The organism is Dyadobacter sp. HNCC25DJ187, from assembly GCF_056895255.1.
The window spans coordinates 851777-874412 of record NZ_JBXHAT010000001.1 but is presented as its reverse complement, the minus strand read 5'-3'; the positions used below and the strand labels follow the sequence as shown (position 1 = coordinate 874412).

Sequence of the window (22636 nt, the reverse complement as noted above, 5' to 3'; positions counted from 1 at the left end):
GAAATGGCGACAGACATTAGAATTGACTATTATCCGACCCACGAACAGGAAGGGATTAAGTTCAGGAGAGGACATGTACTGCCTTTTGGTGCTACTATGGTTCCCAATGGAGTGAACTTTAGTATCTATTCCAGCGAGGCGATTGACTGTACACTGGTTTTGTTTGAAAGGGGAGAAGATGCTCCTTATGCGGAGATCCGTTTTCCGGAAGAATTCAGGACAGGAAATGTGTATTCCATGATCGTTTTTGATCTGGACTATGAGCGCCTGGAATACGGTTATCGTATGGACGGACCATTTAATCCCGAACAGGGAAGTCGGTTTGACAAAAACATCATTCTCAGCGATCCGTATGCCAAGGCAATAGGAGGGCGTGATACCTGGCTGGCCACACCCAACTGGGATAATGTATATCCTTATCGTTCCCGACTAGTGTTTGAAGATTTCGACTGGGAAAATGACCATCCCCTTGAAACACCTATTGAAGACTTGGTCATTTATGAAATGCATGTAAGAGGTTTTACCCAACATCCTTCATCGGAGGTGAAAAATCCGGGAACCTTTGCAGCTATTAAAAGCAAAATCGCTTATCTGAAAGACCTGGGCGTGAACTGTGTCGAGCTTATGCCGATCTATGAGTTTGATGAGTGGGAAAACAGCAAAGAAAATCCGGTAACGGGTGGACTAATCGTCAACTTTTGGGGATACAGTACTGTCAATTTCTTCTCTCCCAAAGCGGGTTACGCTGCTACAGGAAAATTCGGAATGCAGGTTGATGAGCTCAAAACGCTCGTAAAGGAGCTGCATAAGAATGGTATCGAAGTGATGCTCGACGTGGTATTTAACCATACTGCAGAAGGTGACCACCGCGGACATACTATCTCGTTCCGTGGAATTGATAACAAAACGTATTACATGCTGACTCCGGAAGGGTATTATTTCAACTTCTCCGGAACTGGTAATACCCTGAATTGCAATAATCCGGTGGTGCGGAACATGGTGCTTGACTGCCTGCGTTATTGGGCATCGGATTATCATATTGATGGTTTCCGGTTTGACCTCGCTGCCATTCTTGGCCGTGATCAGAACGGTGCGCCGCTCAGCAATCCGCCTTTATTGGAATCGCTTGCTCATGACCCTATCCTTGCCAAATGTAAGTTGGTAGCTGAAGCCTGGGATGCAGGCGGACTTTATCAGGTAGGATCATTTCCTGCTTACGGACGTTGGGCGGAATGGAATGGTAAATACCGGGATTCGATCCGTAAATTCCTGAAAGGGGATGAGGGAATGATCCATGAAATTGCGCAGTGTATTCAGGGGTGGCCCGACTTGTATCAGTATCGTGGCCCGACGGCCAGTATCAACTTCATATCCTGTCATGACGGGTTTACGTTGTACGACATTTTCGCCTACAATGAAAAGCACAACGATGCGAATGGCGAGGATAACAACGACGGTGGCAATGACAATCACTCCTGGAACTGTGGGGTGGAAGGTGAAACGGACGATGTTTTCATTAATCAGCTACGGCACAAGCAGATCAAAAATGCGCTGTCTGTTTTGATGGTAAGCCAGGGAGTGCCTATGATACTTTCTGGCGATGAAGCCGGCGTAACGAAGTATGGTAACAATAATACCTACTGTCATGATAACGAACTGAACTGGATGGACTGGTCGCTGCTGGAAAAGAATTCAGATATTTATTACTTCACACAGCGTATCCTGCGCTTCCGGAGAGGTCATCCCGTGCTGAGAAGTAAGACCCATTTACTGCATCGTGATTATGTAGGCAGTGGGTACCCTGATATCAGTTTTCACGGAACTCAAGCCTGGCGTCCTGATTTTGACGCATCAAGCCGGTGCCTGGCATTTATGCTGGATGGTGCACATGCGAAGAGCGGTACGATTACTGATGATAGTGTTTACGTAGCGATGAATTCGCATTGGGATGCACTGTATTATGAGCTGCCCTCACTACCCAACGGCCAGCGCTGGCATATTGCAGTAAATACCGACATGCCATCCGGACAGGATATTTATGACATAGGAAAAGAACCCTTGCTGGAAGATCAGGGAAGATACCTGGTTGGAGGACGTTCTACGGTTATTCTTGTCGGAAAATGATATAACGGTGCCGGTACCGTGCAGACAAGTGACCACGGTTTTCTTTAAAACAATTTTGTAAAACTTCTTTTAAAATATTGATCATGGCTTTCAAAATAGAAACAGTTATAGAAGAAAAAACAGCCAAAATGACTCTTCATGGGGAACTCGACTCACTGTCGGCCCGTGTTTTCATGACAGAGATCGAAAAACTGGCTGGCCAGCCCATAGAAGTACTGGTACTTGACATGGAGGAGCTCGATTTCATGTCATCCGCAGGGTTACGTGTTTTAATTTTCTCCAAGCAAAAAATCGGCACCCATTTGGCCATTTACATTGTAAAACCTCAGGAGCTGATCGTCGACACCCTGGAAAAAACAGGACTTCACCACAGCGTTACAATTGTAGATCAATATCCGGTTTAAATTGATTTTAAAATGGAATCGAAAAGTTTTCCCGGGGTGGTTGATTCCTTGGACGAATTAAGAGACTATGTTGGTGAGCTTTCACAAAAAGCGGGGCTTGCTAAAAAAGCGACTTATGGTCTGAAGTTAGCAGTCGATGAGATTGCTACCAACATCATTTTGTACGGATACGAGAAAGCAGGCCTGATTGCAGACTTTCGGGTGCTCAGCGAAATTAACGATCGGGAGTTGATCGTAATTATTGAAGACGAGGCTGCAGCTTTTGATCCCTTGGCTAAGCAAATGCCTGATGAGGACGACCTGAGCAAATCGCTTGACGACAGGGAAATCGGAGGACTGGGTATTTTTTTGACAGTCAAAGGCGTACATAGCTTTTCATACGAATATTTCAACGGTAAAAACCGAAACGTATTTGTTATGAAAAGGTCCCATGGCTAAGCGCTGGCTTCCGAAGTTCTGATAAATCAAAAAGTATAATACGTCAAACAGACTGTCTTCCGGACAGTGAAATTGGTTCAGCAACCCGATGAACAGAGTTGAATTTTAGTATGGTCGATATAACTACACTTTCTAATCCTTTTCCGGGGCTAAGGAGCTACGAGTACGAAGACCATTCGTTATTTTTTGGCAGGGAATCGCACATTCATGAGTTAAAAAATAAACTTCTGGATGCGCGTTTTCTTGCCCTGATCGGTTCTTCAGGGAGCGGGAAATCTTCGTTGGTCAAAGCTGGGCTTATTCCTTCCCTGGAGAATGAATGGCAAGTCAAAGAAAACTGGAAGGTGATCGTGTTTCGTCCGGGAAGTAATCCGGTCAAAAATCTGGTGAATGCCTTGAAAGTAAATCTTCGCAAAGAAGATCCCGATTGGGAAAACAGGGACATTGTTAAAACAGAACAGTGGCTTCTTACCGATCCAAAGGCTATTTTTCAGCTTCTTTCAGTTATCAGGGAGAGGAAAATTCTACTGGTGATTGACCAGTTTGAAGAAATTTTTCGATTTGAATTCAGCACTCATGCAGGAAAGGAAAAGCTACAAAGTCCGGCATTTATTAATTTGCTCCTTACACTGATTAACCAGCGGGAGCTTCCTATACACGTGGTGATTACAATGCGTTCGGATTACCTGGATCATTGTACCGAATTCAAGGGGCTCACAGAGGTGATCAACAGAGGTTATTACCTGCTTCCGAAAATGAATCAGGAAGAGATCCGACAGGTGATCGTCAAGCCGATAGAAACTTATGGAGCAACTATTGAGCCTGAACTAGTCACAACACTTTTACAAAAATTATCAGAGAACCCCGACTTTCTGCCCATACTACAACATGTATTAATGCGGATGTGGGATCGTTGGAAGCTTACCAAAACAGCTATATCTCCTATTTCACTGCTCGAATACGAGGCAATTGGTGAAATGGAGCAGTCTATTACACAGCATGCAGAAGAGATTTTTACGCAAAGGCTGGATGAAAAGAGACGTGTAGCGGCTGAGAAGTTATTCAAAACACTCATCGTTCTCGGACCTAGCGACACCTCGTCGCTGCATCCCACATCTCTTCGGGAGATTGAGAAAATTTCCGGTGTTCCTGACTATCTTCTGGTGGATGTGGTACTTGTTTTTCGTGAAAACGGAGTATCCTTTCTCACACCAAGACCGGGTATCAAGATCGATTCAGATTCTATTATTGACGTTGCCGTTGAAAAGGTACTGACACTCTGGGACAGATCAAGAATATGGATAGAGGAGGAACTGGAATCTGCCAAATTATACAAGCAGTTGAGCTATTCAGCTCTCTTGTATCAGGACGGCCGGACTGGACTATGGGTTAATCCGGAGCTCCAGGTGGGGCTGAAATGGTGGAAGGAAAGTGAACCAACCATTGAGTGGGCGCAACGTTATGATCCGTTTTTTGAAAGAGCCATAAACTTTCTAGACTACAGCAAAAAACAGTACGAGCAGGAGGTTCAGCATAAAGAAGACCGCCAGCGCAGGGAACTTCGTAAAGCACGCACATTCGCTACGGTTCTTGGAGTGAGTTCATTAGTTTCTCTGCTATTTCTGATCGTGGCTATGGTGCTGAGAACACAGGCTGAGCAAAGCGAAAAAACTGCTTTGGATAAAGAAAGTCTGGCATTGACCGAACGTAAACGCGCTGAGGATCAGACCAAGGAAGCCATAGCTCAGAAGAAGATTGCAGAACAGCAGGGAATCATTGCAGAACAGCAGAAAATCTTAACTGAAGAGCAAAAAGCCATAGCTGTTCGGGAACAGCAAAAATCTGTAAATGAGAGTATTGCTGCGAAAGCAGCCAAAAGATTGGCGGAAGAGCAAAAAAAAGAAGCTGACAATGCTCGCAGAATTGCTGTGCAATCGCAGAAAGAAACCGAAGTACAGAAGGAGTTTGCCGTAACAGCTCAGAAAGAATCAGAAAGACAAAAGGTGAATGCGCAAAAGGCGCAGAAGGATGCCGAGAATTCAAGGAATGATGCATTACGCCAGCGCTCAAAAGCCATTGCCCGTTTCATAGCCATCCAGTCTAATCAAATGCCCGCCGGTGATGAGCTATCGGCTCTGCTAGCCCTGCGAGCATATGATTTCAATATCAGAAATGGGGGTGAAAGAGACAATCCCGAAGTGTATGTTGCACTTTCGAAAGCTGCAGGAGCGAATGCCACACTTCAGGGGCATAACGATATCGTAAGGGTGGTAGCTGAGCCCGTGAAGCCTGGAAGTTCTTTCTTCGCCAGTGCAGGCGACGACGGTGTTCTTAACCTTTGGAATAACACAACATCAGCAAGCAGGCCAGTCTCTTTAAAAAACCCGAAGCAAACCTTCAAGAGTATTCGTTCCATACTTTTTACGCAGGATAATAAGGCAGTGTTTGTTGGAACTTCGAACGGGCAGATTGTGAGATGGGACAATCTGATTCCTGGTAGCTTACCCACAAAAACCCTTATTGCGCATGATGGAATGGTTATTAATCTGTTGACTCGTAACCTGGAGGGTAAGCCAGTGCTTGTATCAACCAGTTCTACCGGACAGATCAGACTGTGGGATATATCAAATAAAAAACTGGAGGTACTCAAAAATGTAAATCTGGATGTGGATTTGTCTTGCGTGGAAGTCAGTCCGGATGGGAAATATCTTTTTTGTGCAACTGGTAAAGAGCAATTGATCCGCATCGAAGTCGCTGACATTTCGAAAAAGCCTGTCACTTACGATTTTGGCAGCGTACGCGGTCGCATTGCTACAATGGCCTTCACACCCGATGGATCTCAACTGTTTTTAGGAAGTTCTTACGGAACACTGTACGCTGCCAAAATGAGATCCGGCGAACCGTTAATCAGTACATTATCCGGAATTCAGGGTACTCACACTTCAGGGATAACCAGAATTGCTTTTAGTCCTGACGGCAGTCGCATAGCCACAGCAAGTTTTGATTCAAAGATCAAGATCTGGAATGTGGACGAAGACCTTTCCAAACAGCAACCCGTTGTCCTCAGTGATTTTAATTCATGGGTAATGGACCTGCGCTTTACCAATGACGGGAAAAAGCTGCTTGCATCAGGAGCAGATAAAACGGTAAGAATTTGGGATATTAATTCGGCTTCCCTTTTCAACGAAGTCGCCAAAAAAGTAGCAAGGGATTTAACAGAAGAAGAGTGGGATAAATACATCGGAAAGGACATCCCGTATGAAAAATTATCACGCAGTGTAAGATGAAAAACTATACCATAATAAAAAGAGCGGTATTTTTTGTTTGCCTGATTTTGCTGATCTCTTCGGCGGGAACCTGGGCGCAAACTGACTGTGATGCTTCCGTGATTATTCCGGAGGCGGACAGGAAATACAGGAATGGCAATTTCGATGAGGTATTTGAGATACTGAATCCTTGTCTGAAAACACGTTTTTCCGCAAATGCACAGGTGCAGGGTTATAAGATCGTTGCAATGAGTTACCTCGCACTTGACTCGCTCCCGCAGGCAGCGGCGGCTGTGAGGAGTCTGCTTATAGCCAATCAGAACTACGAACCTGAATTTTCGGCATCAGCACAGTTTAAAGAACTCGTTATTCAGCAGAAGGATCTTCAGGAGCGTATCATTCAAATCACTTCCGTATCTAAAAAAGCAGAAAATCTACAACAGGTCCCGGCAACGGTAACGGTATTGACCAAAGATGATATCGTTAAAAGAGGATACCGGGATCTTACTCAAATGCTGGGTGATCTGCCCGGTTTTGATGTGATCCGTGGCAACGGTCCTGGCTATGTTGTTGTATATCAAAGAGGTTATCGTTCAACCGGGAATGACCGTACCATTCTGCTGGTAGATGGGGTCGAGGAGAATGATCTTTCATCGGATAATATCCAGTTTTCAAGACAATACTCTTTGTCAGACATTGAAAGGGTGGAGGTAATTTATGGACCGGCTTCGACCATGTATGGTGCCAATGCCTTCGTAGGGGTCATCAATATAGTGACCGTTAAGCACATGGACAAGGCGATGCCGGAAGGTAAAAAATGGGATATTTCCGGAAACGGAAGCGTCCGTTATGCATCTCTGCATACGGGACTGGTTGATGGCAACGTTACGGCCAGAACCAAAGATATTGCAGTGACTGTAACAGGACGGTACTTTCGTTCCAATGAGCTTGATCTTTCCATTTATCCGGAATGGAATTATGATGCAAGACAGGCAAGTGACTACCTCAAAACAGCTCAGAATATAACAGGGAAATCGGCAAACGGGCAGTATTTGGCTCAGCAATATTTGGATGCAAACCAGCTTGCCACCCGATTTCCAAACAGCAGTTTGTATGCAGTTAAACTGGCTGAAGATGGTCGTGCGTCGGAAATCGCGCTTACTGAAGCCGGGCGCGCGAAAGCTGCCCAACTTGATAACACTTATTTGTTTAATACTGACATCAAAGGAAATCCGGTGCAATACAATGATGTGAGCCGGAACTGGCTGTTCAGAACGAAGATTGAACTGAAAGACTTTACGATATCTCTGTTAAACTGGAAACTGGACGAAGGCGCCGCTCCCTGGTATACCAATAAATCCAGAATTGTTACCAAAGATCTTTCAAGGTGGGTGACATTAAACCGTGCTTTGTCGCTGAATTACAATAAGTTTATCAGCGAGAATCTTCAATTTATCAACCTTACTTCTTATCGTTTGCATGAGTTAAAGGGCGAAACTAACCTGGCAGGTTATGCCGGTTATTACAATAACGGACTTCGGCTCATTGATTTGTTGAATGAAAAGGCTCCAACCTACTCAATTCCATATTATTACAGAGTTTCAACCCAGCTTCGCAATGAAACCAGACTTCTGTGGACGCCGATTCCCAATCTGGATGTAAACAGCGGCCTGGAGTTACGAAACAGTAATATTCAGGGAAATTACATTACCTCTTTTGCAGAAACCCCGGATGAAACCGGTCGTATTGATTCTACGCTTGCAGGAGGCGATAATTTCAGAGTTTTCGATTTTGGTATATTCTCTCAGGCTAGCTACAGCATTGCCGAAAGGCTGAAAATAGTTGCCGGAGGCCGTCTGGATTATAACAAAATCCGCAGTAGCGGGGGGTATGGAGCTGTTTTTAATCCCCGTCTGGCAGTTATTTACTACAGGAAAAATATCGTTTTTAAAGGGATATATGCGGAAGCGTTCAAAGACGCCTCTTACCTTCAGAAATATGCTACTAATGCAGGTCGACTGCTGAACAATCCGACACTACGACCGGAGCGAGTGAAAAATCTGGAATTCAGTGTGTTAGTCAAAGTAGGAAAAGGTTTTTCGGTTAATATGGTGGGATATCATGCTAATTACAGCAACACGGTCGGACTGGCTCAGGCTACCACGCCCAGTGGCGCAACAACAACACAGTTTCAGGCATTGGGTAAGCAGCGAATAAACGGGCTCCAGGCAGAGGCTCGATATGATAACAAGATGCTCGGTCTATGGAGCAATTTTACCTATACAAGTCCGATGGATCTCAGTAAGGAAGCGGGCAACAAAATACGTGTAAGTGACATTGCAGACTGGATGATGAATGTTGGCGGCGTGATGACGCTCAGTAAAAACCTGAGCCTGAGTATAACAAACAACTATGTCAGTGCCAGAAAAACAGGATTGGGTACATCAGGAAGCAGTAATCCAGCCAGAAAGTTTCCAGCCATTTATGTGCTGAATTCTGCTTTGACCTATAACAACCTTATAAAAGGTATGAGTCTCCAATTGCAGGCTTCAAATATTTTAAATAACGAATATTTTGTACCGGGGACAAGGGCTGCCGAAGGAGTTTCCAATGCATCTCGTTTTCCCCAGGAAAGAAGAACCCTCACGGTAGCGCTATTAATCGATACTAATCTTAAGTCAGGCAAATGATGGACTCATTGTACGATACTGCTCCTTCAATATATGAAAGTATGATCCCACCAACTAATGTTAGTGAAAAAGAGTTTGCGTTGATCAAGGTTAGCTATCCTGAGCACATGGATGAAATTGGAACACTCAGAATCAGCTCCTGGAAAAATGAACGCGGAATCAATACCGAATTTTTTTCTCAGGAAAAATGGGTGGATGATCTTGATAAAGATTCACACCACTGGATAGTGATTCACCAGGGGCATATAGTAGCGTCCGCCCGGATGAGTTTTCATTATTCGTATCAAAGCATTCCATACACCAATTCGGAGTACGAAAGCTTATTCGATTTGTATGGGGGATTACCTATCGCTTCTATTAACAGACTTGTGGTGGATCCGGAAAGTCGTGGGAACGGATTAGCCAGGTTGCTGGATGAGACCAGAGTTAATTTTGCAAGAGAAAATGGTGCTAAAATGATCACCGCACAACCGCTGGAAGGTAGGGTTCCGTCATTGAAGAAGCTTGGTTTTACCATGATCGAGCAGATCGTGTCGCCTTTTCAGATACCGGGACGGGAGATTTTTTACATGATTAAAAAGATCGCTGAATATTAGTATGTGGCAAAATGACAGGATATTACAGGCTTTGAAGATTAAGCAGGGAGAACAGAATCTGGTTTTTCTGCTGATCGGCTACTCCTTTTTTATGGGAGGAGCTATGGCTGTGTTCTATACTATAGTCGTTTCGTCATTTCTTGTCAAATTTACAGGTTCTGTACTTCCGGAAGCCTATATCGCCGGCGGTGTACTGGTGTATGGCACTGGTGTACTTATTACAATGCTTCAAAAGAAAATTTCTTCCGAAAAACTTGGAGAACAGGCTTTGTTCTTCCTTATTATCTCTATTCTCGGTCTCCTGCTATTTTATCACTTTACTGGAAACAGATGGGTGTTTTTCGCGCTTTTTATCTGGAACCGGTTTTTTGTACTGGTAAATGGCGTTACGTTCTGGGCTGTAGTTGCCAAGCTTTTCAATATGCAGCAGTCCAAGCGTCTTTCCGGACTGATCAATACCGGCGAAGTAATCTCATCGGTGATTGCCTATTTGTCAATGCCGATCATTATTAAATTTGTTAATCCTGATTCATTATTATTTGTAGTGGTGATATTGCTTGTGTTCTGTGGAGTTTTGATCCATCAAATCCATCGCCGTTACCGGGTAGAGGTCTCCATCACAACACAGAGAAAGGAATCGGAATTATCTACGCAAAACCAAGAGGTAGAGATTAATAGAGCCTATTATCGAAACATATTCGTGCTCGCGCTTCTGCCGGTATTCGGGTTGTTTTATGTAGAGTATATTTTCTTTACAGAGTCAAGAATCATTTTCCCGAATAAGGAATCACTCGCCAGTTTTCTTGCCCTATTTTTCGGAATTTGCTCTATCGTCGAATTTTTTATTAAAACATTTGTATACAACAGATTGCTGTCCAAATATGGCATGCGTATCGGTATCATCATGCTACCGGTAAGTCTGGGATTTAGTTTCATACTTGCGGTTGCGTATGGTTTGAGCAGTGGCACTTCAGCTATTTTTTTTGCATGTATTGTGCTTGCCCGCTTCTTTTTGAGTGCAGTACGAAAAGCGATCAGCGATCCGGTTTATCAGATGCTCTATCAGCCAATTCCTTCTGCCTTCAGGTTGAAAGTTCAAGCCAGAATTGAAGGAAGAGCAAAATCGGTGGGAGGACTTATTGCCGGGCTGGGCTTACTTGTACTTCGCAGTCTTTCAATTATTGATGATCTTGCTCTTTCTGCGATTTTTCTGGTGGTGACCATATATTGGATTTTCGCTGCTGTGAAGGGGCAGGGAGTTTACAAACAGATTGTACGTGACAGGGTATTTACTCTTCCTGTAAAGTCGGTATTAAAAGTTGTAGAAAGAGAATCTGCGGTTGAGGAACCTGCCTATGAGCAGCTGCAGATACTTATATCATCTGCGCATGCATCTGACCGCCATCTGGCAGCTTCCGGTCTAGGGCAGTCAAAGCGTTTTATGTCTTACAAATACCTGATCCCACTTTTGCAGGATAAAGATCCACATGTACGGGCCGCGGCCATTATAGCTTCCGGCGATTTAAAACGGCCTGAGCTATGGCCATATCTCTTTGAACAGCTTGATCAGGACCGGTTTTATACACTTTCGTCTCAAGCTCTTGTGAAGTCGGGAAATCCACTTTTAAAACAGATAGAAAAAATATTCGCCAGCCGTTCCGAAAATAAGCTGTTTCAGATTAAGCTTCTTGAAATTGTAAAATGTATCGCAGGAACTGAGAGTATCCGGTTTCTACGAAAAAACCTGTCCAACCCCAATCGTTTGATCAAGGAAAAGGTGATGATCTCGCTCAGGGATATGGGCTACCATCCGACTGTAACAGAACAGCATATCTTGCTACAGGAATTTGACGATTACGTGAGTACATATGCGTGGGCCCTGGCGGTACAGACCGACCTGCATCACCACTACACAGAGGACAGTCAGCTCATGATTTCAATGGAACGAGAAAAGGAACAAATCATACATAAGGCATTTATTGCCCTTGAGATGCTGTATGGGACTAAATTTAATGTGATTAGTTTAATTAACAGCGATCAGCAGGAAGATGTAAGGGATTATCTGATTGAAATAGCCGATCTGTTACTTCCCGAAACGGTGAAAAATAAGCTATTGCCTTTTCTTGAATGTACGACTCCTGAAGAAATGCTAGGCCGTTACCAGCTGATTTTTCCTCAGGATAAATTAAGTCCGGAAGATCGTCTGAAGGATATCATTAACAAGGATTATACAAGGATATCGAGATGGACCAAATCTATAGCTCTGCTTGAACTGAAACACTACGATTCGTCCAGTGTTACAGCAGTATTGGTATCCAATGTGATTTCGACATCCAGGGTCATGTCTGAAGCTGCGTCCTACATTCTCAGGATCGTGAATCCTAAGCGTTTCTTTGCACTGTTGAGAATAGTCAATGAGCGGAATGACTTTGTCCATAAATCAATCATGGAATCGCTAGACCTTCTTTCCGGTGAGCAGGAGCTGCTGATCAGCAAACTGCAAAGGCTTCACAGTCTTGATCAACTCACCGAGCTCTCCCACGAAGATTTACAGAGAATCTTTCTCAATTCAAATTACTTTAATGTGGAAGATGGTGGCATCACTGATCTTCGTCAATTTACCAGAGAAAGGGAGGTAGCGCTGATTGTTACAAAAGGCAGCCTGGTATTTTCCAAACATCAGGTAGAAAAAGGTGAAATATGGGATATCACAGAGGGAGAGAAGAATGGTATTGTCATGATTCCTAATGTTTTTGATGATTCTGAATTTTACATCGTGGAGACTTATATACTAAAAGATTTTTCAATTGTAATGGAAAACAGTCTGGCCATTACTGCCTGACGACATAGCATTTTGACATCATATTTTTAAAATGGAATTAAAAAAACTGATTGCGCTGACGGTGATTGTGTACTATGCGAGCCTGTTTGGTCCGGCTGCTACGGCTCAACCTATGCTTTCGAAAGATCGTGAAATGGGGCATCCCTTGTCAAAGGTTTATGTTCCTGCAGATTACAATGCACATGGCCAGAATTTTTCGATTACACAAGATAGATCAGGGGTCATATATCTGGCCAACTTCGCGGGTGTGCTGGAATACGATGGAGTGAACTGGCGCACGATTCTGACCGAGAATATCAGCCGGGTTTCTTCTCTTCTCACTGATCAGAAAGGCAGGGTGCTGGTGGGCGCAAATGGAGAGTTCGGATACCTGGGATACGACTCACTGGGCGTGCACAGGTTTTTTAGTTTATCACGTCCTGTCAAACAGAAGATAGGTGCTATTTCACAAATTGTTGAAATGAAGGATGGTATTTACTTCATTTCGTCTGACGCGTGGTATATCTGGGACGGGAAAAAGGTAAGGGTTCAGAAGAACGGTTTTCATACATCTGCAGCATTCAAACTGGCTGATAAGATACTTGTATACAGTCGTGATCATGGCATGATTTCCGTGAGTGGTTCAACATTTACCCCTATAGGCAAAGCACAGGATGTGCCCGTATTGCTAGACGCTGTGTCCGTCATTCCTCTCAATGATGCGGGAGCATTGGTATTAACTACCAATCAGGGAATTTTTAAGCTGGTTGATGGGAGACTGGAAGTACTGGGTGGCGATGCAAACCGACAACTGATCGCTAATAAAGCGACTTATGCGATCCGGCTTGTCGATGGCAGTATTGCTGTAAGTATGCTAACCGGTGGTTTGCTGGTAATTTCGAAAGAGGGTGATATACTATATCCACTGTTGTCAGGAGGTGTCATACAGGATAGTCAGGTGAGCTTTCTGTTCACCGACCGTGATGGGTATCTTTGGCTGGCACTTAATGACGGAATTGGTAAGATGAACGTTCCGGCCCCGATCTCACGCTATGACGCCATGAATGGTTTGAAGGGAGAAGTTACATCAGTTACACGCTTTCAGGGAAAATTATACGTGGGGACACTTTATGGACTTTACTATATTGAAAACAATAGGGTTAAGCAAATTGATAATTTTAAAGGAAGTGTTCTGGCATTTGAAGAAACTGATAATGCACTGCTCATCGCTACTAGTCGCGGAATTGTAAGCTGGCAGCCCGGTAGAGGCAGTCAGCAGATTTCGAGTGATTTTTCACTGGCTGTGGCCGTTTCAAAGTTATATCCAGATAAAGCATATGTCGGCTTACAGAATGGTCTGGAGGAGCTTACCAGAACAGGTCGTGGCTGGGCCGTTTCAAAAATAAAGGGTATTGATGACCAGGTGGTGGGAATCCGGGAAGAAGGGGATCAGTTCTGGTTGGAAACTTTATCGAGCGGAATACTGAGGTGGGACAGACAGAGTGGAAACATTAAAAGGTATACAGCGAAAGAAGGCTTAAAAAGCCCGCTTTACAATAAGATCGCGGCCTATAACGGTAAACTGCTGGTAGCCAATAAAGACGGCATTTTTACATACAAACCAGACCGCGACTCCTTCGAACCCTATAATATATTAAATAGGAAAGATGACGTAGCCAATTCCTGGTACGATCAATTGATTGGGGATGCCGGACAAAATATTTGGGCAACGAGAGGGGACAAACGGGAAATCACTTTTTTTAAAAAGAATACTGCTGAAGGTCTCTCATTTACGAAAATTCAGCAGCCATTTATGCCTGTTTCAGGAATTTCTTTTCAGGTATTGTATCCTGATCCGGATCAGGTGCTTTGGGCCGGCGGTGACCAGGGACTCTACAGGATTGATCTGAAAGTGAAACGTAATTACACGCACCAGTACGCAACGCTGATCCGAGAGCTTTCAACCTCTGCCGGGAAACTGGCATATGATGGTCTGGCCTTTACGGATTCTTCGAATGGCAAACGATGGCCGGGTATTGTGCTTGATTATGACAAGAACAACATTGCAATTGAGTATGCACTGCCCAGTTACCATGTAAACCAGGAGGTAGAATACCAGATCTATCTCGAAAATTTTGACAAGAACTGGTCTGAATGGAGCGAGCTTACACACAAAGAATATACAGGTTTAGCGCCGGGGAAATACACTTTCAGAGTACGTGGCCGGGATATATACGGCAATATTTCGAAGGAAGCCGTTGTGCCGGTTACGATCAGAACGCCTTGGTTTCTCACGTGGTGGATGGTTGCAATTTATGCGGGTGTATTTGCGATCATGATCTATTACACAGTACGGTGGCGTTTGCGCGCGGTAATCCGGGAAAAGCAGGGGTTGGAAAATCTGATCAGGGAAAGAACGGAGGAAGTGGTCGATCAAAAGGAGGAACTCGAAAAACAGTCTGAGGAATTGTCGATGACCAATGATCAGCTTGAAAGGATCGATGACTTGGTAAAGTCTATTAACGGAGAAGTCAATACAGGCAGGTTATTTCAAATGGTTTTGGAACGGCTGTGTCTTTTTCAGAATGTGGACAGTGCCTGTGCACTTATACATAACCGTTCATCGGATTCTTATCAGTTTCTGGCTATGGCAGGAACGGTCGATCTGGCCTCGGTAGAAGATGTGCGGCTTACCTACGCCCAGGCGGCACAAAGGTATATCGACAACGGCGTAGAGGTATTTGAAGATATATATCTAAAGAACAATTTCAGGTACGAAAATCTAAACAGTTCTATTGATGATATTTATGCGCCTAAATCGCTGATTACAATTCTGATAAGGGTGGAAGGGAGCGTAAAAAGTTTCATAACTCTTGAGAATATGGACTACGAGAATGCCTTTCATGAAAGAGATTTTCAAATGGTTAAAAATCTGAAAGAACATTTGATAGGTGCGTACATAAAAACGGATATTCTTGAAAATCTCGAAAATACCCTTAGTAATCTGAAATCAACTCAGGAGGAACTTATACGCCAGGAGCGGCTTGCGTCTGTTGGTCAGCTTACGAAGGGAATCGTGGACAGGATATTAAATCCTTTGAATTACATTAATAATTTCTCGATGTCTTCAGGTATAATACTGAAGGAAATCGCCGAAGTTACCGACAAACATCAGGAGACGTTTTCAGAAGATGACCGGGATGATCTGGACAGTGGATTGGACATGCTCAGGAAGAATCTGGACAAGATATATGAGCACGGTAACAGCACAACACGTATCGTAAAGGATATGCAAAAATTGTTGAAGGGGAAATCAACGGAATTCCTTATTACTGAGTTAAATCCTTTTCTTGAAACCAAAGCAAAATCGGCTGTTCAGGAGGTGATGAATGAGTATAAAGGATTCTCCGTAAAGCTTACTCTGGAACTGAATAGTGAGCCGGTAAAAGTGAGTCTACTTCCACACGAGTTTTCACAGGTATTAATCAACCTGATCAGCAATGCATGTTATACATTGATCGAAAAAGCACGGCTGGTCAAAGACTTTGAACCTGAAGTAAAGGTGAGCTCCGGACTTTGTGATTTTGGAGTCAGAATAGTGGTCCGGGATAATGGCAGAGGGATTCCTGTGAAAGAGACGGAGCAGCTTTTTAATCCCTTTTTCACAACAAAACCAACGTCAAAAGGAACCGGGCTGGGTTTGTATATGAGTAAGGATATCATAGAATTTCATAAGGGGCGAATGTCGATAGACTCGAAGGAGGGCGAGTTTACACAAATTAATATTTTCCTTCCTATAGTCGGCTAACCACCCGAATGATCAATTACACAAATTAAATGACCAGTTACATGGGGGCAGAAACCAGCAGTCAAGCAGATTCCCGCGGTGCCGATGATGCGGAGCGTAACAATATCCTGGATCTGAATCAGGAAATAGAAGCGTACCGGCAGAAGATATTTGAATTGAATAAGCTGGCTGATATTGGCCAGCTGAGTGCAGGGATTTTACATGAGATAAAAAATCCGGTCAGTTTTGTCAATAATTTTTCAAGATTATCTCAGGGGCTGGTGGGGGAGATTCTTGAAATTATGGAGAAAACGGACTTAGAAAAGTCGGAGGATGATCTGGCTGATCAGAAAGATCTGCTCGAAACCCTATCCAAAAATCTGCTTAAAATTAATGAAAATGGAAAAAGGATCGAGAGAATCATTCAGGGAATGCTGGCTCAGACAAGGTCCGATGGCCCTTTTTTAGAACCTACAGATTTGAATCAATTACTGGAAGAGTATACAAAACTGGCTTATCAGAGCCTGCGTGGAGAGGATAAAGAATTTAATGTTTCCCTGAATTTTAAGTTTGATTCAGAGATCGGGGAAATTAAAATTTCGCGCGGGGAATTCGGCAGAGTGATCCTCAATCTGGTGAACAATGCCTGTTATGCTATCAATGAAAAGCGAAAGCAGCAACTGGCGGAATATGATCCGGTGCTCAGTGTATCATCATCGAAAATCGGGAATGAGGTCGAGATACGAATTACGGACAACGGAATAGGTATTCCCCCTGAGATTGTATCGCGCCTTTTTCAACCATTTTTTACTACCAAGCCACCCGGCAAAGGAACGGGCCTCGGACTGGCACTTACGTACAGCACTATTGTAGAGACGCAAAAGGGCAAAATAGAAGTTACCTCCACGCTTGGAGAAATTACGGAATTCAAAATTTTGATTCCGATCTTATAACCCAATATCATACTCAATTAAAAAACTTCACTAATGGCAATCAGAATTTTAAGTGTGGACGATGAGCAGGACATGGAGATGCTGATTCTCCAGTTGTTCAGAAAGCAGATCAGAGATAAAAAATATGAATTTATTTTCGCTAACAATGGAATAGAGGCGCTGGAAAGACTGGAAGAAGCAGGAGACATCACGCTTATACTTTCGGATATCAATATGCCCGGAATGGATGGCTTGACGTTTTTGTCTAAAGTGAATGAAAAGCAGAACCCGCTTTTAAAATCGATTATGGTATCGGCCTATGGAGACATGGACAACATCCGTACAGCGATGAATCGCGGGGCGTTTGATTTTGTGACCAAGCCGGTGAATTTTGAAGATCTCGAAATCACAATCTCTAAAACTGTGGAGCACATTGAGATGCTCGCGGATCTGGAAAAGGGTAGGGAGCAACTGATCGCCATACAAAATGATTTAAGTGTGGCTAAAGAAATTCAAATGTCAATGCTGCCCAAAACAGTCCCTTCTAATATTGGAAAGGCCGGTGTTGATCTTCATGCTTTTCTTCAGCCCGCCAAAGTGGTAGGAGGCGACTTGTACGATTACTTCATGAAGGATCCTGACCATCTTTTTTTTATGATCGGTGATGTATCTGATAAAGGCGTACCGGCTGCACTTTTTATGGCTATTACAAAAGCGATATTCAAAAGTCAGTTTTCTAATCGCAATGGAGATTCATTGACTCAGAAAGTAAAGATCGTCAATGAATTTCTGAGCGAGGACAATTCCTCATTCATGTTCGTTACTGCCTTTGTGTGTCTGTTGAATGTAAGGACGGGTGAGCTGGAGTATGTGGATGCGGGACATGAGCCGCCGGTTATTATCCGTGCAAATGGAGACACTGAGTTGTTCAAAAAGGAAGGTGGAATGGCATTGTGCTTCGATCCTGAATTCGAGTTTACTTCAAAAACAATAAAGCTGAACCCAGGAGATAAAGTGGTGCTTTATACGGATGGGGTGACTGACGCCAACAACCTCCCGGGCGAAAGGTACGGTCTTCATACACTGCAGGATTTTTTTACTACAGGAGAAGGTTCAAACTGTGTGAGTGCGAAAGAAATGAACGAAGCCACCCTAGATAGCCTCATTCAATTTATCGGACCGGCAACGCAATTTGATGATATTACTATGCTTTCCATGCGTTACTTAGGGAGCTGAAATGAATAGACCCGTTGGATCATTTTTTGTTTCTCCAGCGGGTCAAGATCAGGTATCATCAATAGAGTCCCGTATATGGATACAATCTGGTAAAAGCCAGATGATAGGCTTCGTGGTAGCTAGATTGAATGTTTTTCCAGCAAAGCGGGTCTGTTGCATACTTTGGTAGTGTTACTCTGGAAATGAAATGTTCCTTTGCGAACGTTTCTACAAATGAATAAAGATGATCTGTCAGTTGATTGATGGCGGACTCATCTGTTTGATATCTGCGGTTGAGCAGGTAGATGTCTTCTGCTTCATGATCGGGCATAATTGCTGAGATATACTGGCCGAACCCGGATGTATCGCTTACCAATACCGGCGTACCGGCCATGGCAGTTTCCATAGAACTGTAACCCCATGGGTCATACAAAGATGGGAAAATTCCCAAATCACATCCTTTCGTAAAATCGTGATAATCAATCCCAAATAAAGACCTGGCTCTTTCGATGAAGTCGGGATGATAGACAACTTTCACTTTGTTACTTGCATTGTTATCTAATCCTGCCATTTGACAAAAACGCGTAATCTCATCTTCCTCAGCCAGCTGATGCATGGTAACAGGCGGTAACATACTTCTTTTAAAATCCCGCACAGCTTGTTTCCATGTTAACAATAATTCTTCATCAATCAGATGATTCAGATCAGGTAATTTAGGCCCACCGGAATTTGTAACTGACGCATAGAGTTTAGGTCCAAGATGCCGGCTGATCTGTGCGCATATTTTTCTCAGGTCATGGTATTTTTGTCTTGCTTCCAATACCTCAGATCGGATGTGGTAAAATGGTTTTTTGGAAACGATAAAAAATATAATTGTGAGGTCGGATTGCTCTTTCATGAGCCTTCCATTAAGCCTTGCCATGGCTTCCAACGTTATATCAAATCCTTTGTTTCTATATTCATAACGCCCGGATGTAAAAAAACACAGTGTTTTATCTGTCTGAATGGGATAACTTGGAAGAAACAGGGCTTTAATAAAATCATTTATTTTTTCGCGGTTTTCTGTATATGATCCTAACTGTTCATGTCGAAACTCCGCTTTCCTATTCATCCCGTTGAAAATAACCTGGTCAGGATTTCTGCCTAAAAAAACCTCGCATTCCTGGCCAACAGTTTCACTGACGGCTGTTAAAACATGCGCTTTTCCCGCAATAGTCCGCTCAAGTAATGCGCGCGTCTCAATCCCATACTGACTGGCTTTTTCCATCCAGTCGTATTTTTGAAAATCGGTAAAGTAGCTATTTTCATTCGGGGCAATGTAACGCCCGAGTAAGGTGGAATGAGTGGTAAATAGAGTAGCGATACGGATTTGCTCATCCGCCAGTTCAGGAATACAACTGGCAGACATCCAATCGTGAAAATGCGCAAGGACATCCTGTTGTGGGTTGATATGATGACAATATTCATAGAAAAAGAGCCTCAATACTTCCCCGAAACCAACCACCTGATCCAATATTTCATCGGAATTCAGTGTAGAAAGATGATATTTTTCCCAAAGCCGTGCTTTTACCAGGTTCAGGTGTTGCAATTGAAGTACCGGGTTGAACAACAGCACTCTCGGCCGTGCGCCATCGAGCAGCCAATATCCGTAATGCACTTCAAAGCCTGATTCCCGAAGCCTGGCAATCGTTTTGCAAAGTGGGGATTCATCCAGATTCAAAATAGGTCTGAACTCCGTTTTTCGGTGATCAGAAAGGTGGGGCCCAATCAGCAGATAATCGTCTCCATATGTATCGATCATCACCGGGATTTTGGACTTAATAGATGTGAATATTCCTCCGATCTGGTTGCATACTTCCCATGCAATCTCAAAAAGAGTGGTATCCGGTTTCAATATCAGGAAGGGTTCAGTAATTATGAATAGATGACAATAGGCATATCCGATCACCAGGATTGATCGATGGATAGGATATTTACCTTAAATTTAATCACGAAAGAAAGTTTCTCTTTAAGAGATGAGCTTAAACAGGAAAATGGAACCTTTAAACTGAGAAAATCGGCTATGAAGTTTTATGTCTGTTGGGTGTGATGATGGTCGGCAAGATAAAATGCAGATGGAGTTCAATACTGAGGTAAGATGATCATCAATTCAAAACAGTAAATACGGATAAATTTTTCCAAACCGAACATTATGCAGACTTTAACATTACAATCAATGCGGCTGGAATCCATCGATATTTTCAGAGCGGTGACGATGTTTCTGATGATTTCTGTAAACGACTTCTGGACACTTGCCGATGTGCCGGTATGGCTTATGCACACGGAGGCCGAGGTAGACGGTATGGGTTTCTCCGACGTCATTTTTCCGGTTTTCCTTTTTATTGTAGGGCTGTCCCTACCATTTGCTATCAATCATCGCAAGGCGAAGGGTGATAGCAATTGGGTAGTGTTAAAGCACATCTGCGAACGAACATTTGCTCTTTTATTGATGGGGATATTTCTTGTCAATTTTGAAAATATACGTGCTGACCAAATGCTAATTCCCAAATATGTTTGGGAAATCCTGCTCATTGTCGCTTTTTTTCTGATATGGAATGTCTATCCCAAGCGGCCCGGGAACAGTAATATTTATATAGGATTGAAAATCTCCGGTTATATTCTATTGGGTGTGTTGGCGGCTGTATATCAGGGAGGTCCTGATGAAAATCCTGTCTGGATGGAAACACATTGGTGGGGAATATTGGGTTTAATCGGCTGGTCTTATCTGATCTGTTCTTTGATATACCTGTATTTAAAACAAAGCCTGCCGCTCCTTTTTGTTGCCTGGCTTATACTGGTACTATTCAATCTGGCTGATTTTGCAGGTTGGTTGACTTCACTCGAAGATATACGTAGTACAGTATGGATCGTTGGAAGTGGAGCTATACCCGCTTTTACGATGGCAGGAGTAGTCACATCGGTGCTGTTTCAGCGTAATTCCGATAAGGAACATACCCGTATTTTTATCTTCATCCTTATCCTGCTGGGAATACTGAGCTTGTTGTATGGATTTGGCACAAGGCCATTCTGGGGCATTTCCAAAATCCGGGCAACGCCTGCCTGGTTGGGAATATGTACAGGGATAAGCTTTATGATGTATGCACTTTTTTTCTGGCTGGTAGAAATTCTTAATCGAAAAAAATGGGCAAATGTATTGAAGCCCGCAGGGGAGGCAACCTTAACTTGTTATCTGTTGCCTTATTTATGGTATGCAATCATCACCATATGCAATATAAGCCTGCCCATTGTGTTCCGGACAGGGATGATTGGTCTGATCAAATCATTGCTGTTTTCATTAACCATAATTCTCCTGACGGGGCTTATCAATAGGCTGGGTATTAAATTGAAGATTTAAGTATAGCAGATTTTATTTACCTGACCGAAAGTGGTAAATCTCGAACTATTCGTCTTTAATAGAAATAAGTATGTCCTAAACTCCCACCTTACATGAATTCAAGACGCGATTTCGTAAAAAAAACAATGACAACTATTGCAGCTGGCAGCGCAGTTAGTATGATGAATGTGAATACCGCTATTGGCCAGGGTAAGCGGGAAGATGTATTTAAACTGGGTGCAGCAGGGTATAGCTTCGTGCACTTTAAACTGGATGAAGCATTGGCGATGATGAAGAAGACGGATGTTCGCTATTTGTGTATCAAAGATTTTCATTTGCCATTCAAAAGCACAGCGGAAGAAATAGCTGCTTTTCACGAAAGGTTAAAGCAATCCAACGTAACCGGATATGCTGTAGGTCCCATTTATGTTAAAACGAAAGCAGAGATTGATAACGCTTTTGATTATGCCAAAAGGGTAGGTGTTAATTTGATTGTTGGTATTCCAAATCCGGAGGAACTGCCCTATCTCGAACAGAAGGTGAAAGAGCATAACATCCGATTTGCAATTCATAATCATGGTCCCGAAGATAAACTGTACCCCAACGCAACGGTCATTCATAATCTGATCAAAAACCTGGATGCAAGAGTGGGGATATGCTTTGATATGGGACATGATACAAGAGACAACCAGGATGCCGTAGCGGATCTTGGCAAATACAGCAAACGAATATTCGACATACACCTGAAAAATGTTACCGCTGCAACGAAAGACGGTACAACATGCGAGTTGGGAAGGGGTGTGATCAATATTCCTGCATTCGTCAAAATGCTGAGAAAAGTGAAGTATACAGGCTCGTGTAGTCTTGAATATGAGAAGGATATGAAAGATCCGCTCGCAGGTATAGCGGAGTCCGTGGGTTATTTTAGAGGAGTTTGTGCAGCAAGCCAGTCGTAAAAAAGTGGTTTGGCGTGCAGTTATATCCTATTTT

The 22636-nt window shown here is 43.3% G+C and carries 13 protein-coding genes; 12 read left to right on the top strand and 1 reads right to left on the bottom strand.

The genetic code is table 11. The features are described 5' to 3' along the window. Window positions 1-3 precede the first annotated feature (3 nt). The 10 genes from glgX to AC1XUE_RS03440 all read left to right on the top strand — a co-directional run bounded on the left by glgX (window position 4) and on the right by AC1XUE_RS03440 (window position 18294). Window positions 4-2124 (top strand): glycogen debranching protein GlgX, encoded by a 2121-nt coding sequence (gene glgX / locus AC1XUE_RS03485; RefSeq protein ID WP_483354539.1) that lies wholly within the window; start codon window positions 4-6, stop codon window positions 2122-2124. A gap of 83 nt (window positions 2125-2207) precedes the next feature. Next, window positions 2208-2528, top strand: a complete 321-nt coding sequence (locus tag AC1XUE_RS03480; protein WP_483354538.1) for an anti-sigma factor antagonist — start codon at window positions 2208-2210, stop codon at window positions 2526-2528. Window positions 2529-2540: 12 nt separating this feature from the next. Further along, window positions 2541-2966, top strand: coding sequence for an ATP-binding protein (locus AC1XUE_RS03475; protein WP_483354537.1), 426 nt, complete (start codon window positions 2541-2543; stop codon window positions 2964-2966). A gap of 110 nt (window positions 2967-3076) precedes the next feature. Beyond that, the gene (locus tag AC1XUE_RS03470) at window positions 3077-6253 is read left to right on the top strand and encodes a WD40 repeat domain-containing protein (protein WP_483354536.1); all 3177 of its coding nucleotides are present in this window, start codon (window positions 3077-3079) and stop codon (window positions 6251-6253) included. Then, window positions 6250-8922 carry a TonB-dependent receptor plug domain-containing protein gene (locus tag AC1XUE_RS03465; protein WP_483354535.1) on the top strand — a complete coding sequence of 891 codons (2673 nt, stop codon included), beginning with the start codon at window positions 6250-6252 and terminating at the stop codon, window positions 8920-8922. The genes AC1XUE_RS03470 and AC1XUE_RS03465 overlap by 4 nt, the downstream gene beginning before the upstream one ends. Then, window positions 8919-9518 carry a GNAT family N-acetyltransferase gene (locus tag AC1XUE_RS03460; RefSeq protein WP_483354534.1) on the top strand — a complete coding sequence of 200 codons (600 nt, stop codon included), beginning with the start codon at window positions 8919-8921 and terminating at the stop codon, window positions 9516-9518. Before AC1XUE_RS03465 ends, AC1XUE_RS03460 begins: the two co-directional genes overlap by 4 nt. A 1-nt stretch (window position 9519) precedes the next feature. Continuing rightward, a complete protein-coding gene (locus tag AC1XUE_RS03455) occupies window positions 9520-12360 on the top strand; it encodes a HEAT repeat domain-containing protein (protein ID WP_483354533.1) in 2841 nt (946 codons plus the stop codon). Window positions 12361-12391: 31 nt separating this feature from the next. After that, a complete protein-coding gene (locus AC1XUE_RS03450) occupies window positions 12392-16147 on the top strand; it encodes a sensor histidine kinase (RefSeq protein WP_483354532.1) in 3756 nt (1251 codons plus the stop codon). Window positions 16148-16176: 29 nt separating this feature from the next. After that, the gene (locus AC1XUE_RS03445) at window positions 16177-17079 is read left to right on the top strand and encodes a sensor histidine kinase (RefSeq protein ID WP_483354531.1); all 903 of its coding nucleotides are present in this window, start codon (window positions 16177-16179) and stop codon (window positions 17077-17079) included. A 33-nt stretch (window positions 17080-17112) separates the two neighbouring features. Next, the gene (locus tag AC1XUE_RS03440) at window positions 17113-18294 is read left to right on the top strand and encodes a PP2C family protein-serine/threonine phosphatase (RefSeq protein WP_483354530.1); all 1182 of its coding nucleotides are present in this window, start codon (window positions 17113-17115) and stop codon (window positions 18292-18294) included. Between the two features lie 58 nt (window positions 18295-18352). Here AC1XUE_RS03440 and AC1XUE_RS03435 read toward each other — a convergent pair whose 3' ends face one another. Then, window positions 18353-20167 (bottom strand): glycogen/starch synthase, encoded by a 1815-nt coding sequence (locus tag AC1XUE_RS03435; protein WP_483354529.1) that lies wholly within the window; start codon window positions 20165-20167, stop codon window positions 18353-18355. A 297-nt stretch (window positions 20168-20464) separates the two neighbouring features. Between AC1XUE_RS03435 and AC1XUE_RS03430 the strand changes: the two genes are divergently transcribed. Together AC1XUE_RS03430 and AC1XUE_RS03425 are read left to right on the top strand one after the other, a co-directional pair. Continuing rightward, window positions 20465-21667, top strand: a complete 1203-nt coding sequence (locus AC1XUE_RS03430) for a heparan-alpha-glucosaminide N-acetyltransferase domain-containing protein (protein ID WP_483354528.1) — start codon at window positions 20465-20467, stop codon at window positions 21665-21667. Between the two features lie 92 nt (window positions 21668-21759). Further along, a complete protein-coding gene (locus AC1XUE_RS03425) occupies window positions 21760-22602 on the top strand; it encodes a sugar phosphate isomerase/epimerase family protein (RefSeq protein ID WP_483354527.1) in 843 nt (280 codons plus the stop codon). The last annotated feature ends 34 nt before the right edge of the window (window positions 22603-22636 follow it).

What these genes read in the sequence shown, in the direction of transcription:
- AC1XUE_RS03460 (WP_483354534.1), top strand. Translation starts at nt 8,919, where the DNA reads ATGATGGACTCATTGTACGATACTGCTCCTTCAATATATGAAAGTATG.
- AC1XUE_RS03470 (WP_483354536.1), top strand. Translation starts at nt 3,077, where the DNA reads ATGGTCGATATAACTACACTTTCTAATCCTTTTCCGGGGCTAAGGAGC.
- glgX (WP_483354539.1), top strand. Translation starts at nt 4, where the DNA reads ATGGCGACAGACATTAGAATTGACTATTATCCGACCCACGAACAGGAA.
- AC1XUE_RS03440 (WP_483354530.1), top strand. Translation starts at nt 17,113, where the DNA reads ATGGCAATCAGAATTTTAAGTGTGGACGATGAGCAGGACATGGAGATG.
- AC1XUE_RS03480 (WP_483354538.1), top strand. Translation starts at nt 2,208, where the DNA reads ATGGCTTTCAAAATAGAAACAGTTATAGAAGAAAAAACAGCCAAAATG.
- AC1XUE_RS03425 (WP_483354527.1), top strand. Translation starts at nt 21,760, where the DNA reads ATGAATTCAAGACGCGATTTCGTAAAAAAAACAATGACAACTATTGCA.
- AC1XUE_RS03475 (WP_483354537.1), top strand. Translation starts at nt 2,541, where the DNA reads ATGGAATCGAAAAGTTTTCCCGGGGTGGTTGATTCCTTGGACGAATTA.
- AC1XUE_RS03450 (WP_483354532.1), top strand. Translation starts at nt 12,392, where the DNA reads ATGGAATTAAAAAAACTGATTGCGCTGACGGTGATTGTGTACTATGCG.
- AC1XUE_RS03465 (WP_483354535.1), top strand. Translation starts at nt 6,250, where the DNA reads ATGAAAAACTATACCATAATAAAAAGAGCGGTATTTTTTGTTTGCCTG.
- AC1XUE_RS03430 (WP_483354528.1), top strand. Translation starts at nt 20,465, where the DNA reads ATGCAGACTTTAACATTACAATCAATGCGGCTGGAATCCATCGATATT.
- AC1XUE_RS03455 (WP_483354533.1), top strand. Translation starts at nt 9,520, where the DNA reads ATGTGGCAAAATGACAGGATATTACAGGCTTTGAAGATTAAGCAGGGA.
- AC1XUE_RS03445 (WP_483354531.1), top strand. Translation starts at nt 16,177, where the DNA reads ATGACCAGTTACATGGGGGCAGAAACCAGCAGTCAAGCAGATTCCCGC.